This is a genomic window from Streptomyces sp. TLI_105, from assembly GCF_900105415.1.
Taxonomy (GTDB): Bacteria; Actinomycetota; Actinomycetes; order Streptomycetales; family Streptomycetaceae; genus Streptomyces.
The window spans coordinates 4,796,896-4,812,084 of sequence record NZ_FNSM01000001.1 but is presented as its reverse complement, the minus strand read 5'-3'; the positions used below and the strand labels follow the sequence as shown (position 1 = coordinate 4,812,084).

Here is a 15,189-nt window from a genome sequence, read left to right as displayed (position 1 = left end):
TCCCGCGGGCACCCACGGAGGTGCAGGTCAGACGGGCACGGAGGGCGGAGCGGCGCCCCTCGCGGGGTCTCCGACCACGCCGTCGGTGAGACCGCGATCACATGCGGCGCCATCCCTTCAGACGCCGTGGCCTGATCCACGGTTGCCTTCGTACCCGGGACCTAAGACGGGTCCTAGGGCCCGAGACCGTTCCGCCGGGCCGCCGGCCGCCCTAGCGTCGCCCCCATGACCGACACCACCGGCACCCTTGACGAGGCCCTCGAACGGCTCCACACCACGGGGCCCGAGCGGGGCGGCTGGCTCACGAACCACGCCCCCATGGCCGTCGAAGCCCTGGTCCGCCACGGCCAGGCCCCGGCCGTCCACCGCTGGCTCGACCACTACGCGCCGAAGCTGGAGGAGCTGCCGCCGGCGCACCTCCCGGTCACGGCGGGCAGCTGGCGGGAGGCGCTCGGCGATCCGGTCCGGATCACCGACTGGACCCGGTTCTTCGCCCGGGAGCTGGCGGACCGGCCGTGGCGGTCGGTCCTCGCCGAGTGGTGGCCCCGGCTGCTGCCCGGCATCGCGGGCGGCGCGACGCATCCGGTGATCCGCACCGGTCACGCCGTACGGACCCTTCTGGGCGCGGAGGAGACGGCGCCGCGCCGAGCCGAGCTGGCGCACGCCCTCGGCTACTGGGCGGCCCGCCACCAGCCGCTCCCGCCGCTCACCTCGCTGGCCCCGGCGCCCTCCGCGGCGGCCGCGCTGGACGCCGTACCGCCGGTGCGGGAGCAGGACGGCGGGATCCGGGCCCGGCTCGCGCAGCTGACGGCGTTCCCGGTGTGGGGCGAGGCCCCGGATCCCGACACGGCGAGGGAGCTGCTCGTCGAGCTGGTGACGGCGGCGACGCACCGGTACGCGTCCCACGGCCACGGCGAGCCGATCATGCTGGTGCACGCGGCGACCGCGCCGAACGCGGTCCTGCGGTCCCTGCCCGCGCTGCCCCGCGAGCTGTGGGCGCCGAGCGTGGCGGCGGCCTGGGCGGCGGCGGCCGCGGTGACGGCGGCCTACACGCCGCGCGAGGCCGCCCCGTACGGGAGGACGGGCCTCACCGCCGAGGAGGTCTTCGAGCGGGCGGCGGCCCACGGCGACGACCACACGATCAAGTTCACGGACACGGCGCTCGACGTGGGCGATCCGCTCGCACTGGCCGCCGCCGTCCGCTCGATCGAGCTCAACCCACCCGTCCTGTAGGGGGTCAGCCGAACTGGACGGACCGCTTGGCGAGTCCCATCCAGAAGCCGTCGATCACCGAGCGCTCCGCGTCGAGGTCGCCGGCCGCGTCCGCCGCGCCCATGGTGACGAAGAGCGGGGCGAAGTGCTCCGTACGGGGGTGGGCGAGGCGGCCGGCGGGCGACTTGTGCTCGAAGTCCAGGAGGGAGTCGACGTCGTGCGCGGCGAGCGCCTCGCTGCCCCAGGCGTCGAACTCGGCGGACCAGCCGGGGACGCCGGGTCCGGTGTGGCGGAGGGCGGCGAGGTTGTGGGTGAAGAAGCCGCTGCCCACGATCAGGACGCCCTCGTCGCGCAGCGGGGCGAGCTTGCGTCCGATGTCCATGAGCCGGCGCGGGTCGAGGGTGGGCATGGAGATCTGGAGGACGGGGATGTCGGCGCCGGGGAACATCTCGACGAGCGGCACGTACGCGCCGTGGTCGAGGCCCCGGTCGGGGATGTCCTGCACGGGCGTGCCGGGCGCGCGGAGCAGCTTGCGGACGGCCTCGGCGAGCCGCGGGGCGCCGGGGGCGGCGTACTGGACGCGGTAGTAGTGCTCGGGGAAGCCCCAGAAGTCGTAGACGAGGGGGACGGTCTCGGTGGCGCCGAGCGCGAGCGGCGCCTCCTCCCAGTGGGCGGAGACCATGAGGATCGCCCGGGGGCGCGGCAGGCCGGCGGACCAGGCGGCGAGCTCGCCGGGCCAGACGGGGTCGTCGGCGAGCGGCGGGGCGCCGTGGGACAGGTAGAGGGCGGGCATCCGTACCGGCGTGGTGTCCATGACGGCCTCCGTTCTTGAAACTTCAAGCTTTCCAGATGCAGCGTAAACCTACATAGTTCAACTTTCAAGGATGAGTCGTACGATGGGACCCATGGGAGACATGACCGAACCCCGCTGGCTGACCGACGAGGAGCAGCACGTCTGGCGCGCCTACCTGCATGCCACCACGCTCCTGGAGGACCACCTCGACCGCCAGTTGCAGCGCGACGCCGGGATGCCGCACGTCTACTACGGCCTCCTCGTCCAGCTCTCCCAGGCCCCGCGCCGCCGCCTGCGGATGACCGAGCTGGCCCGGAGCGTCAAGATCACCCGCTCCCGCCTCTCCCACGCGATCGCCCGCCTGGAGAAGAACGGCTGGGTACGGCGGGAGGACTGCCCCTCCGACAAGCGCGGGCAGTTCGCCCAGCTGACGGACGAGGGCATGGAGGTCCTCCGGCGGAACGCGCCCGGCCATGTGGCGGCCGTCCGCCAGGCGATGTTCGACCGGCTCTCCCCCGAGCAGGTGGAGCAGCTCGGCGTGATCATGCGCGTGATGGCCGAGGGCCTCGAACCGACGGACGCGGACGCGGACCTGCCCTGGCTCCGCTGAAGAAAGCGGACCGGGAAACGAGATCGGGAAACGGGACCGGGAAACAGGATCGGGAAACGGGTCTGCCCCGGCTCCGCCGAGAAGCGGAGCCGGGGCAGACGCGTGCCCGAAGGCGGGGAGGGCCGTCAGTGGGCGACGACCGGGATCTTCACCTCGTCCTGCGCGCCCTCGCCGGACCGGGCGACCGGGCCGTTCCCCGGCTTGCCGGTGTTGATGAACACGAAGGCGATCGTGGCCGAGACGACCAGGATGCCGACCGCCCACCAGATGGCCGCCGCGTATCCCTCGACCATGCCCTGGAGCTGGAGCAGCTTCTGCGCGGCCGGGGTGGTCGCGCCGGCGGCGTGGTCGGTCACGTAGGCGGTGGTCGCCGAGGCGGCGATCGTGTTCAGCAGGGCCGTGCCGATGGCGCCGCCGACCTGCTGCGAGGTGTTGACCATCGCGGAGGCCACACCGGCGTCCCGCGGGTCCACGCCCAGCGTCGCGAGCGACATGGCCGGCATGAACGCCGTGCCCATGCCCAGGCCGAGGAGCAGCTGCGCGGGCAGGATCAGCCCGGCGTACGAGGTGCCGATCTCCAGCTGGGTGAGGAGCAGCATGCCGACGCCGGCGGTCAGGAAGCCCGGAGCCATCAGGAACCGCGGCGGGACGCGGGTCATCAGGCGCGTGCCGATCTGGGTCGAGCCCGTGATCATGCCCACGATCATCGGCAGGAACGCGAAGCCCGTCTTGACCGGCGAGTACCCCTTCACGACCTGGAGGTAGTACGTCAGGAAGAGGAACAGGCCGAACATCGCGATGACGGCGAGACCCAGTGACAGGTAGACACCCCCGCGGTTGCGGTCGGACACGACGCGCAGCGGCAGCAGCGGGGACTTGACCCGCGACTCGGTGAGCGCGAAGGAGAGGAGCAGCACGCCGGAGGCGACGAAGAGGCCGATCGTGCCGGCGTCGCTCCAGCCGGCGGACTCGGCGCGGGTGAAGCCGTAGACGAGCGAGACCAGGCCGAGGGTGGAGAGGATCACGCCGGGGATGTCGAGCGGCGAGCGGTTGCGGCCGCCCGCGGGCTCACGGACGACGAGGTACGCGCCGACGGCGGCCACGATGGCGAACGGGATGTTGACGAAGAAGGTCCAGCGCCAGTTCAGGTACTCGGTGAGGAAGCCGCCGAGGATCAGGCCCACGGCGCCGCCGCCACCGGCGATCGCGCCGTAGATGCCGAAGGCCTTCGCGCGCTCCTTGGCGTCGGTGAAGGTCACGGCGAGCAGCGAGAGCGCGGCGGGCGCGAGGAGCGCGCCGAAGGCGCCCTGGAGCGCGCGGGCGCCGAGCATCATCGCCTCGCCGGTCGCGGCCCCGCCCAGGGCGGAGGCGGCGGCGAAGCCGATCAGACCGGTGACGAAGGTCCGCTTGCGGCCCCACAGGTCGGCTATGCGGCCGCCGAAGAGGAGCAGACCGCCGAAGGCGAGGGCATAGGCGGTGATGACCCACTGCCGGTTGCCGTCCGAGATCCCGAGGTCCTGCTGGGCGGAGGGCAGGGCGATGTTCACGATCGTCGCGTCGAGCACGACCATCAGCTGGGCGAGGGCGATGAAGATCAGGGCTTTCCAGCGGCCGGGGTCGGCCTGGACCGCGGTCGTCTCGGGGATTTTCGGCATGGGGGTAGCCACCTCTTGGCGCGTACTGGTGAGAAAAGGACGTAAGGAAGTGCGGGTTACGTAAGGCGTGGGTCAGGTCGGGTCACGACGGACAGGAGTCGCGCCTCAGGTCCTCCAGGGTCGCGGCCTTCCCGGGCAGCTCGGAGCGGGCGGGCAGCTCCAGGCCGTCGAGGAAGATCTGCAGGTGGCGGTGGACGAACCGGTCGAAGGAGTCGCAGCCCGTGCCGGGCAGCGGGCGGGTCAGCTGGGAGAGCGCCACCATCAGGTCTCCGAGACCCACGTCGGCGCGCATCCGGCCGGCCCGCTGCGCCCGCTCGACGAGGCCCTGGACGGCCTCCCCCAGGCGGTCGCGCCCGGCGATCAGGTCGGGGTGGTCCTTGTCGAAGTCGCCCTCGAGCATCGGGCACAGGGCCCCGACGCGCTCGTCGGCGGCGCCGTGGACGAAGCGGCGGAGGGCGGCGAAGGTGTCGTCCTCCTCCTCGGCGGCCCGCTCGGCGACCTCGATGACGCGGCCCATGAGCGAGAGGACGACCTCGTGGACGAGGTCGGCGCGCTCGGGGAAGTTCCGGTAGAGCGTGGCGTTCCCGACGCCGGCCCGGCGCGCGACCTCGTCGTACGGCACCTGGCAGCCGAACTCGACGAACATCTCGCGGGCCGCCGTCACGAGCCGCTCGCGGTTGCGCAGGGCGTCGGCCCGCGGGCGGGGTACGCGGCGGGCGGGCGCGGTGCCGGGGGTACTGGTCACGCCACGGCCTCCTCACAGTCATCCAGGGGTACATCGGGGTGCGTCAGGGGGTCGTCCGGATTCATCCGGGGAGTGAGTCCCCACTTGCTTCGACACAGGCGTAAACGGGGACTCAGTCCCCGGTTATTTCCCGACTTTCCTGTGACCTGCCTCACAAGGTCCAGGCTCCGTGGAATACCCACGATCGGGCCACCCGGCGCGCGCGCCCGGAGCCCGCGCCCCAGGCTGATCGCACAGCCCGGACCCGCGGAAGGGGTCGCGGCGCCGACCTGCCCCCACCGGAGAGGCGACGTATGCAGCACCCCCGCCGACGGATACGCAGACCCGTCGCCCTGGCGGCGGCCACGGCGCTCTCCCTCACCCTGCTCGCCTCGGCGAGCACCACCCTCCCCGGGCCCGCCCCCGCCTCCGCGGGGCCCGTGGCCGCCGCGCCGACCGGCGCCCAGCTGGGACCGTGCCGCATCGCCACCACGATGGGCGTGCAGATGTCGGAGGGGCTGCCCACCGCCCCCGGATACGTGCGCTCCACGGGCCGCGTCAGGGCCCTCAACCTGATGATCGACTTCCCGGACGCCCCCGGGGACGGCACGGCGATGGGCCGCTTCCGGGAGTTCTTCCCGCAGACCGCCGACTGGTTCCGCACCAGCTCGTACGGGCGGTTGCACTACCGGGCCGAGGCGCCGATACCCGACTGGCTGCGGATGCCCCGGCCGTTCTCCTCGTACGGCATCGAGCGCGGCTCACCGTACGAACCGGGCTACCGCTCCCTCGTCGAGGACATCGTGAAGACCGCCGACCCGCGGGTGGACTTCAGCGCCTACGACCTGGTCAACGTCCTCGTCACCCCGAACGCCGGGCCCTCCGCCCTCGACACCGTCCTGTCCGTGACCTTCTCCGGCAACGACGACGCCCCCTACGCCGACGGCGTGCCGCTCGCCAACACGTCCTTCGTCTACAGCCGTCAGGACGACGGCTCCGGCAGCTTCGCCGAGACCGGCTACCGCGTCCTGCCCCACGAGAACGGCCACGTCTTCGGCCTGCCCGACCTCTACACCTCGGACGGCGGCGGCACCGTCGGGCACTGGGACATCATGTCCGAGGACTGGGGCGCCAACAACGACCTCCTCGGCTGGCACAAGTGGAAGCTGGGCTGGCTCGACAACGACCAGGTCAGCTGCGCGTCGAAACCCGGGACCGGGGACTACAGCCTCACCCCGCTCACGGTCCCCGGAGGCCCCAAGCTCGCCTTCGTCCCGCTCTCCGGCACCTCCGGATACGCCGTCGAGGTCCGCAGCAAGGACGGCAACGACGAGGCCGTCTGCGAGCAGGGGGTCCTCGTCTACCGGGTGGAGTCCGACGTGGACACCGGCCACGGCCCGGTGACCGTGGCCGACAGCGACCGGGCCAGCGGGGGCTGCACCCGCCGGGCCAACGTCCACGCGGAGCTGTCGGACGCCCCGTACCGCCCCGGCGAGACCTTCACGGACCACGCCAACGGCATCCGGATCACCGTCCTCGACGAGGACGAGAGCGGCACGTACCGGGTCCGGATCACCCGGCGGTGAGGTCTCCGCCCGGCACGGGACGGCGCCGGATCACCCGACGTCGAGGGCTCCGGCGACCGCGTCCCGCAGCTCCCGCTTGAGGATCTTCCCCGTCGGGTTCCGGGGCAGTTCCTCCGTCCGTACGAGGATCCGGGCGGGCACCTTGAAGGCGGCGAGGCGCGTCCCCACGTGCGCCCGCAGCGCCTCGGTCGCCCCGGCGCCCGCGTCCGCGCCCGGGCGCAGCCGCACGACCGCCACGACCTCCTCCCCGAGCAGCGGATGCGGCATCCCCAGCACGGCGGCGTCGACGACGTCCGGGTGCTCGTGCAGCACGCCCTCGACCTCGACGCAGTACACGTTCTCGCCGCCGCGGATCACCATGTCGGTGAGCCGGTCGACGACATCCACCCGCCCCTCCGCGTCGACGCGGGCGAGGTCGCCGGTCCGGAACCAGCCGTCCTCGGTGAAGGCGGCGCGGGTGGCGGCCTCGTTCCCCCAGTACCCGCGGATCAGGGACTGTCCGCGCAGCCACAGCTCCCCCACGCCCTCGGCGTCGGGCCGCTCGACGCGGACCTCGGTGACGGGCGAGGGCCGGCCGACGCTCCCGGGGCGGGCCCGGTACTCGGCGCCGACGTTCGACAGGACCCCGCCGCAGGTCTCGGTCAGCCCGTACCCGTTCCGGGGCTCGATCCGCTCCCCGTACCCCTCGGTGAGCCCCGCGACGATCCCGGGCGGGGCGGCGGCGCCCCCGGTGCTCAGGAGCGTGAGGCTCGTCAGCGGGTCCCCGGTGCTCCGAGCGAGGTCGAGCAGCTGGAGCGCGGTGGTGGGGACCCCGGCGAAGTGGGTGACGCCCTCGTCCCGGATCAGTGCGAGTGCGCGCCCTGCGTCCCACTTCCGCATCATCACCAGGGTCCCGCCGGCCGCCATGACGGCGTAGAACGACGTGAACGCGGCGACGTGGAAGAACGGGAACGCGGTCAGGGACACCATCGCCGGCCCCGTCCCCGGCACCTCCCCGCGCGCGAGGGCCGCGGCGGCGGCGAAGTACCGCGGGTTCATGGCGGCCCCGGCCTGCGCGCGGTGCGTGGCGACGGCCCCCTTGGGCCGCCCGGTGGTGCCGGAGGTGTAGATGATGGTGGCGTCGTGCTCGGGCAGGACGTCGACGGGCGGCGGCCCGAGCAGCGGATCGGTGTCGGCGACGTACGCGACGAACCCCTCCTCGGCCTCCCCCCGGAAGACGATCCCCGGCACGCCGCTGCGCACGGCCCACTCCCGCACCCGCCCGACCCGCTCCCCGTCGACGAGCAGCACACCGGGCGAGCAGTCGTCGAGCGCGTACGCGAACTCGTCCTCGGTCCACCAGGCGTTGAGCGGGACGGCGACGAGCCCGGCGAGCTGCGCGGCCCAGAAGGCGATCTGCCACTCGGGCAGGTTCCGCATGGCCACGACGGCCCGGTCCCCCGGCCGCAGCCCGTACTCCCCGACGAGCCGGCGCGCGAGCCCGCAGGCGGCGTCGAAGAACTCCCGATAGGTCATCCGCACGCCCTCGGCCACGAGGAACGTCCGGTCCCCGTGGGCCCAGGTCACCTCGACGAACTCCCGCAGCGTCCGCGGGCCGCCGGCGTACACCCCGTCCTCGACCTCGAAGGGCGCCCCGGGCGCGCAGAGCCGCTCCACCCCGCCTGTCGTCGCCACGAGGACCTCCTGTCCGGACCGGAGAACACGATCGGCCGCCGGCTGAGCCCGGCGACCGCCCGTCATCCTTCCCGGATCGGTGGTCGATGTCCATGACGGGCCGGTGGGGAGCGATCGGACCGAAGACCCCGTTCGGGACGGCGGACCGGAAGGATGAGGTGGTTCTCCCCGTTTGATTCGGCAGAACTGTCCGTGGTCGACGTTCGTCGTTCCTGCAGAGAGGCAACCACCGTGAAGGTAGAGATCTGGTCGGACATCACCTGCCCCTGGTGCTACGTCGCCCAGGCCCGGTTCGAGAAGGCGCTGGCCGTCTTCCCGCACCGCGCCGGCGTCGAAGTGGTGCACAAGTCGTACGAGTTGGAGCCGGGGCGGGCCAAGGGGGACGTGGAGCCCATCATCAAGGTGCTCATGAAGGGGAAGGGGTGGACCGAGGCGCAGGCGCTCGCCAACGAGCGGAACCTCACCATCCAGTCCGCCGACGAGGGACTGCCGTACGTCGCCGGGCGCGACCACGGGAGCACCTTCCACATCCACCGGCTGCTGCACTTCGCCAAGGCCCGCGGCAAGCAGCACGAGCTCGTGAAGGCCCTCTACCGGGCCAACTTCGCCGAGGAGGAGTCGATCTTCGCCGACGACGAGCGGCTCGTCGCGCTCGCCGTCGAGGTCGGGCTCGACGCCGACGCCGCCCGGAGCGTGCTCGCCGCCCCGAACGCCTACGCCGACGAGGTCCGCGCCGACGAGCGCGAGGCCTCCCAGCTGGGGGTCTCCGGCGTGCCGTTCTTCGTCTTCGACCGGCAGTACGGCGTCTCCGGCGCCCAGTCCACCGAGGCGTTCACCCGGGCCCTGACCCAGGCCTGGGGCGACCGCTCCCCGCTCCAGCTCGTCGACGGCGCCGACGACGCCCACGCGTGCGGTCCGGACGGGTGCCCCGTTCCCCACTGAGACGCGAGAGACGCCAGGGGCGGCCTTCCCTCGGGAAGGCCGCCCCTGGCGTCTGTGGGGGAACGGCGGACGGCGCCGTGCTCCGGAAGGGAGGAGCACGGCGCCGTCTACGACGCACGGGGTGACCCCGCTCAGCCGTTCGCGTGCTGCGGCGCCTTCTCGGACTCGGACAGGTCGCTGCCCTCGACCTTGACGGCGGCCGACGGCGAGTCCTTCTTCAGGGCCAGGGCGAGGAGGCCGCCCAGGACCAGGAGGCCGGCGCCGATGTAGCCGGCCAGGTGCAGGCCCGACAGGATGTCCGCCTTCGCGGCCTCCGCGTAGGTGCCGGAGAAGGTGGAGTTGGCGATCGCCACCAGGAACGCGAGGCCCACCGCACCGCCGACCTGCTGCGCGGTCGAGGCCATCGCGCTCGCCACGCCCTGCTCCTCCGGGCCGACGCCCGAGCTGGCGGAGGCGAAGACGGAGACGAAGACGAGACCGCCGCCGATGCCCCAGATGACGGAGCCGGGCAGCAGGGCGTAGAAGGAACCGCCGACGGACATGCCGAGGACGGTCACCGCGATGCCGGCGGCGTTGACGATCATGCCGGTCGACAGCGTGACGCGCGCGCCGTACCGCTCCATGAACTTCGGCGCGAGCTTGCCCGAGCCGATGATCGAGACCAGCGTGAGCGGCAGGAAGGCGAGGCCCGCCTGGATCGCGGTGTAGCCGAGGATCGGCTGCACGTAGGTGGTAAAGGCGTAGTACGCGCCGGCCAGCGCCGTCTGGAAGACGAAGAGGACGGCCATGGCGACGACCAGCGGCCGGTTCTTCAGGAGCCGGAGCGGCATGAGCGGGTTGGCGGTCTTCGCCTCGGTGACGAAGAAGGCGACGAGCAGGACGGCGCCGACGATCAGGGAACCGAGGGTGAGACGGGAGGTCCAGCCCTCGTCGGGACCGGTCACCAGGCCGGTGACGATCGCGGAGACGCCGATCGTGGCGAGCAGCGCGGCCGGGATGTCGAAGCCCTTGGAGAGGTTCGCCGGCCCGTCCGGGCGGATCGCACCCGGGGCCGGGATCAGGGCGATCAGCGCCAGCGGGATGTTGATGAAGAAGATCCAGCGCCAGGAGACCAGGTCGGTCAGCACACCGCCGAGCAGCGCGCCGGCCGCGAGGCCGAGCGAGCCGGCGGCGCCCCAGGCGGCGAACGCCTTGGTGACCTGGGCGCCCTCGAAGGAGGTGGCGATCAGGGCGAGCACCGCCGGGAAGAGCAGCGCGCCGCCGACGCCCTGGAGGAGACGGGCGCCGATGAGGACGCCCTGGGTGGTGGCGAGACCGCCGGCGAGCGAGGCGACCGCGTAGAAGGTGAGGCCGGTCATGAAGAGCCGGCGGGCACCGATGCGGTCGACCGCGCGGCCGCCGAAGAGCAGCAGACCGCCGAAGGCCACCGCATAGGCGGAGACGACCCATTGCAGCGACTGGGCCGAGAAGCCGAGGTCGATGCCGATGTCGGGCAGCGCGACGTAGACGATGTTGAGGTCGACGCTGATGATGAACTGGGAGAAGGCCAGCAGGAACAGGACGAGTCCTGTCTTCTTTGCCGGTGTCGACGTGGTCACAAGACCTCCATGGTCTTCATGGACTTTCTTTTCCGGGGGGGTTCGTGCACGGCGGGCGGGGCGCCGCCGCGCAGTCGAGCGGTCTGCGCGGAGACACCCTGGGGCATCCGTGACGAGGGATCAGCCGAAGCGCAGCTGAAGTTCGTTGGGGCCGGTGATGCCGATCGCGGGGCGCCAGGTGACGTCGCCGACGACCTTCGGGGCGCCGAGGCGGCGGGCGAGCGCGGGCAGCGCCTCCGTGATCTCCATCCGGGCGAGGGGGGCGCCCAGGCAGTAGTGCGGGCCGCCGCCGAACTGCATCACGGCCGTCTTGCGGTCCGCCGTGATGTCGAAGACGTCACCGCCGGGGTAGGCGAGCGGGTCGCGCTGCACCGCCTGCACGCCGATCATGAACATCGTGCCCTCGGGGATGTGCTGCCCGCGGAACTCGATGTCCTCGGCGGCGTAGCGGTACACGGCGTTGGAGGAGGGGCGCCAGCGCATGACCTCCTCGACCGCCCGCGGGGCGAGCTCGGGGCGCTCGCGGAGCAGGACCCACTGGTCGGGGTGCTCGGAGAAGGTGACCATGGCGTTGGCCAGCTGGAGGCGCGTGGTGTCGTGCGCGGCGAACACCATGGTGACGACGAGGTTGCGGAGCTCCTCGAGGCTGACCCTGGCTCCGTCGACGTCCTCCTTCTGGGCGGTGACGAGGGCGGAGATGAGGTCCTGGGTCGGCGCCTCGGCCTTCTTGGCCATGAGGGCGTCCACGTACTCGTAGAGGCCGACGACGGCGGCCTCTACGCGACCCGGTATGTCGCCGCCCAGGGCGAGGCTGAAGACGAGGCCGATCTCCGAGCTCCAGTTGCTGAAGCGCGGGTAGTCCTCGGCCGGCACGCCGAGCAGCTCGGACATGACGGTCAGCGGCAGCGCGTCGGCGAACGCCTCGAAGAAGTCGACCTCGTCCTTGGCGGCGATCTCGTCGGCGAGGCGCTCGGCGGCCTGCTTGATGACCGGGCGCAGGTTCTCCAGCATGCGCGGGGTGAACGCGCGGCCGACGAGTCCGCGCAGTCGGCGGTGGCTGTCGCCGTCCTGGTTCACCAGGCCGTTGACGAACCAGTCGTAGACGGGGCCGCCGCTGATGCCGTTCTGCTCCATGAAGCCGGTGCCGTTGTGGGTCAGCCGGCCGTCCCGGACCAGCTCCGACGCCTCGGCGTGGCGCAGGACGAGCATGCCGAGCGGGGTCTCGGCGTACCAGCCCGCGGCCTGGGCCCGGACGACCTCGGGCAGGTCGAAGCGGAACTCGGGGTCGATGACGTTGATGAACGGGACCTCGGAGGACTCCGGCACGGACAGGGTTTCCGCTGACATGACTTGACCGTCCTTGAGAGGGATCAGAGGGGAAGGAGGAACTCGGAATTCGGAGCTCGGAACTCGGATCTCGCGACTCGCTTATCGCGAGATTACATAGCTACCGTTCGGTAACCTTTGTCGAGCGGGGCGCCCGGGAGCGGGTTTGGCAACTTGCCAAACCCGCTCCGAATCAGCTGACTTGACTTGCGCCGACCGGACCCGGTCCGGCGCGACCCGGCTCGACCGGACCCGCTCCGGCTCGACCCGCGATCAGCGGAAGTCGCTGTCGCGGTACTCCGCCGAGGAACCGCCCGTGGCCGCCGCCCGCAGCTCGACACGGCGGATCTTGCCCGACACGGTCTTCGGCAGCGGGGCGAACTCGATGCGCCGGATCCGCTTGTACGGGGCCAACGCCTCCCGCGCGTACGCGAAGAGGCTCTCGGCCGTGTCCGGACCCGGCTCGAAGCCGTCCGCGAGGACCACGTACGCCTTCGGGACGGCGAGCCGCAGCGGGTCGGGCGCCGGGACGACGGCCGCCTCCGCGACCGCCTCGTGCTCCAGGAGCACGCTCTCCAGCTCGAACGGGCTGATCTTGTAGTCGGACGCCTTGAAGACGTCGTCCGAGCGGCCCACGTAGGTGATCCGGCCGTCCGCCTCACGGCGGCCGATGTCACCGGTGCGGTAGAAGCCGCCCGCCATGGCCTCGCCCGTACGCTCCCAGTCGCCGTGGTACCCCGTCGTCAGGCCCACCGGGCGGGCCGGGCCCGACAGGTCGAGGCAGATCTCGCCCTCGTCGGCCGGCGCCCCCGACGCGTCGAGCAGCGTCACCGTGAAGCCGGGCGCGGGGTGCCCCATGGAGCCGGGGACGAGCTCCTGGCCGGGGAAGTTGCCGATGGCCAGGCTCATCTCGGTCTGCCCGAAGCCGTCCCGGACGGTCACGCCCCAGGCGTCCCGGACCCGCTCGATCACCTCGGGGTTGAGCGGCTCCCCCGCCCCCACCGCCTCGCGCGGCGGCGTCCTCAGCCGGCCGAGGTCGGACTGGATGAGCATCCGCCACACGGTGGGCGGGGCGCAGAAGGAGGTGACCCCCACCCGGTCCATCTCGAACATCAGCCGGGTCGCGTCGAACCGCTCGTAGTTGAACACGAAGACGGTCGCCTCGGCGTTCCACGGCGCGAAGAGGTTGGACCAGGCGTGCTTGGCCCAGCCAGGCGAGGAGATGTTCAGGTGCACGTCCCCGGGGCGCAGCCCGATCCAGTACATGGTCGACAAGTGACCGACGGGGTACGAGAGATGGGTGTGCTCCACCAGCTTCGGCGCCGAGGTCGTCCCGGAGGTGAAGTAGAGCATCAGCAGGTCGTCGGCGCGGGTCGGCCCGTCGGGCTCGAACCCGCCCCCGTACGCCTCGAAGCGCTCGTACGGAAGCCAGCCCGCGGCCGCGTCGGCCGGGGTGCCGCCGGCCAGGATCCGGGTGTACGACCCCGGCACCTCGTCGAACTTCGCCCGGTCCGCCGCCCGCACGACGACGTGCTCCACCCGGGCCCGCTCGATCCGGTCGCGCAGGTCCACCGGACCCAGCTGCGGGGTCGCCGGGGTGAGGACGGCCCCCAGCTTCATCGCCGCGAGGGCGGTCTCCCACAGCTCCACCTGGTTGCCGAGCATCACGAGGATCCGGTCGCCGGCCCGGACGCCCTGGGCGCGCAGCCAGCCCGCGAGCCGCGAGGAGCGGGCGGAGAGGCGGGCGAAGGAGTGCCGGGACTCGCGGCCGTCCTCCTCCACGATGTGCAGGGCGGTGCGCTCGTTGCCCTCGGCGATCACGTCGAACCAGTCGAGCGCCCAGTTGAAGTGCTCGGGCCGGGGCCAGACGAAGCCCTCGTACGCGGCCCGGTAGTCGCCGCGCCGGGCGAGGAGGAAGTCACGGGCCGCCCGGAACTCGGCCGTGGCGGCGGTTCCGGGGCCGGCCCCGACCAGGGTGTCGGAGGCGGTCACGCGGCCTTCTCCTCGTCGTTCACCCAGCTCATGAGCTTGCGCAGCTCCTTGCCGGTGGTCTCCAGGAGGTGGTTGGCGTCCTGGGTCTTGTACTCGTCGTACTTCTTCAGGCCGCCGTGGTACTCGGCCATCCACTCCTTGGCGAAGGTGCCGTCCTGGATCTCCGCGAGGACCTTCTTCATCTCGGCCTTGGTGGCCTCGGTGATGATCCGCGGACCGGTGACGTAGTCGCCCCACTCGGCGGTCTCGGAGACCGACCAGCGCATCTTCTCCAGGCCGCCCTCGTACATGAGGTCGACGATGAGCTTCAGCTCGTGCAGGCACTCGAAGTAGGCGATCTCCGGCTGGTAGCCGGCCTCGGTCAGGGTCTCGAAGCCCGCCTTCACCAGCGCCGCGGTGCCACCGCAGAGGACGGCCTGCTCGCCGAACAGGTCGGTCTCGGTCTCCTCGGTGAAGGTCGTCCTGATGACGCCGGCGCGGGTGCCGCCGATGGCCTTGGCGTACGACAGCGCCAGGTCGAAGGCGTTGCCCGTCGCGTCCTGCTCGACGGCCGCGATGCACGGGACGCCGCGGCCCTCCTCGTACTGACGGCGGACCAGGTGGCCCGGGCCCTTCGGGGCGACCAGGGCGACGTCGACGCCGGCCGGGGGCTTGATGAAGCCGAAGCGGACGTTGAAGCCGTGGGCGAAGAAGAGGGCCTTGCCGTCCGTCAGATGGGGGGCGATGGACTCCTCGTAGACCTGGGCCTGGATCGGGTCCGGGATGAGGATCATGATGACGTCGGCCTCGGCGGCGGCCTCGGCGGGAGTCACGACCCGCAGGCCCTGCTCCTCGGCCTTGGCCTTGGACTTCGAGCCCTCGTGCAGACCGACGCGGACGTCGACTCCGGAGTCACGGAGCGACAGCGCGTGGGCGTGGCCCTGGCTGCCGTAACCGATCACCGCGACCTTACGGCCCTGGATGGTCGAGAGGTCGGCGTCGGAATCGTAGAAGAGCTCGGCCACGGGGATTCTCCTTGGATCGGGAAGGGAACGGGCGGATGGGAGGGGGAGGGGTACGAGGAGGCGCTCAGGACGT

12 protein-coding genes are annotated in these 15,189 nt (G+C 72.1%); 4 read left to right on the top strand and 8 right to left on the bottom strand.

Annotation, left to right across the window (positions count from 1 at the left end; genetic code table 11):
• Window positions 1-225: 225 nt before the first annotated feature.
• Entirely contained in the window at window positions 226-1,233 is a 1,008-nt protein-coding gene (locus tag BLW86_RS22075) for a questin oxidase family protein (RefSeq protein WP_093875638.1), read from the top strand.
• A gap of 4 nt (window positions 1,234-1,237) precedes the next feature.
• Here the strand turns inward: BLW86_RS22075 and BLW86_RS22070 are convergent, their stop codons facing one another.
• Window positions 1,238-2,026, bottom strand: coding sequence for a dioxygenase family protein (locus BLW86_RS22070; RefSeq protein ID WP_093875637.1), 789 nt, complete (start codon window positions 2,024-2,026; stop codon window positions 1,238-1,240).
• A gap of 82 nt (window positions 2,027-2,108) precedes the next feature.
• Between BLW86_RS22070 and BLW86_RS22065 the strand changes: the two genes are divergently transcribed.
• Window positions 2,109-2,615: a MarR family winged helix-turn-helix transcriptional regulator gene (locus BLW86_RS22065; protein WP_093875636.1), complete on the top strand. Its 507-nt coding sequence runs from the start codon at window positions 2,109-2,111 to the stop codon at window positions 2,613-2,615.
• A 125-nt stretch (window positions 2,616-2,740) separates the two neighbouring features.
• Here BLW86_RS22065 and BLW86_RS22060 read toward each other — a convergent pair whose 3' ends face one another.
• Together BLW86_RS22060 and BLW86_RS22055 are read right to left on the bottom strand one after the other, a co-directional pair.
• A complete protein-coding gene (locus BLW86_RS22060; RefSeq protein WP_093875635.1) occupies window positions 2,741-4,270 on the bottom strand; it encodes an MFS transporter in 1,530 nt (509 codons plus the stop codon).
• A gap of 82 nt (window positions 4,271-4,352) precedes the next feature.
• A complete protein-coding gene (locus BLW86_RS22055) occupies window positions 4,353-5,015 on the bottom strand; it encodes a TetR/AcrR family transcriptional regulator (RefSeq protein ID WP_093875634.1) in 663 nt (220 codons plus the stop codon).
• 293 nt (window positions 5,016-5,308) lie between these two features.
• On the opposite strand from BLW86_RS22055, the gene BLW86_RS22050 reads away from it, so the two are divergent.
• A complete protein-coding gene (locus BLW86_RS22050; RefSeq protein WP_093875633.1) occupies window positions 5,309-6,580 on the top strand; it encodes a M6 family metalloprotease domain-containing protein in 1,272 nt (423 codons plus the stop codon).
• Window positions 6,581-6,610: 30 nt separating this feature from the next.
• Here BLW86_RS22050 and BLW86_RS22045 read toward each other — a convergent pair whose 3' ends face one another.
• The gene (locus BLW86_RS22045; protein ID WP_093875632.1) at window positions 6,611-8,320 is read right to left on the bottom strand and encodes a class I adenylate-forming enzyme family protein; all 1,710 of its coding nucleotides are present in this window, start codon (window positions 8,318-8,320) and stop codon (window positions 6,611-6,613) included.
• Window positions 8,321-8,485: 165 nt separating this feature from the next.
• Between BLW86_RS22045 and BLW86_RS22040 the strand changes: the two genes are divergently transcribed.
• On the top strand, window positions 8,486-9,196 hold the full coding sequence (locus BLW86_RS22040; protein WP_093875631.1) for a DsbA family oxidoreductase: 711 nt from the start codon (window positions 8,486-8,488) through the stop codon (window positions 9,194-9,196).
• 131 nt (window positions 9,197-9,327) lie between these two features.
• Here the strand turns inward: BLW86_RS22040 and BLW86_RS22035 are convergent, their stop codons facing one another.
• The 4 genes from BLW86_RS22035 to ilvC all read right to left on the bottom strand — a co-directional run bounded on the left by BLW86_RS22035 (window position 9,328) and on the right by ilvC (window position 15,116).
• Window positions 9,328-10,794: an MFS transporter gene (locus BLW86_RS22035; protein ID WP_093875630.1), complete on the bottom strand. Its 1,467-nt coding sequence runs from the start codon at window positions 10,792-10,794 to the stop codon at window positions 9,328-9,330.
• Between the two features lie 120 nt (window positions 10,795-10,914).
• Window positions 10,915-12,141, bottom strand: coding sequence for a cytochrome P450 (locus BLW86_RS22030; RefSeq protein WP_093875629.1), 1,227 nt, complete (start codon window positions 12,139-12,141; stop codon window positions 10,915-10,917).
• 252 nt (window positions 12,142-12,393) lie between these two features.
• Window positions 12,394-14,112, bottom strand: coding sequence for an AMP-binding protein (locus BLW86_RS22025; RefSeq protein ID WP_305632531.1), 1,719 nt, complete (start codon window positions 14,110-14,112; stop codon window positions 12,394-12,396).
• Entirely contained in the window at window positions 14,109-15,116 is a 1,008-nt protein-coding gene (ilvC, locus tag BLW86_RS22020; RefSeq protein ID WP_093875628.1) for a ketol-acid reductoisomerase, read from the bottom strand. Before ilvC ends, BLW86_RS22025 begins: the two co-directional genes overlap by 4 nt.
• Window positions 15,117-15,189: the final 73 nt, after the last annotated feature.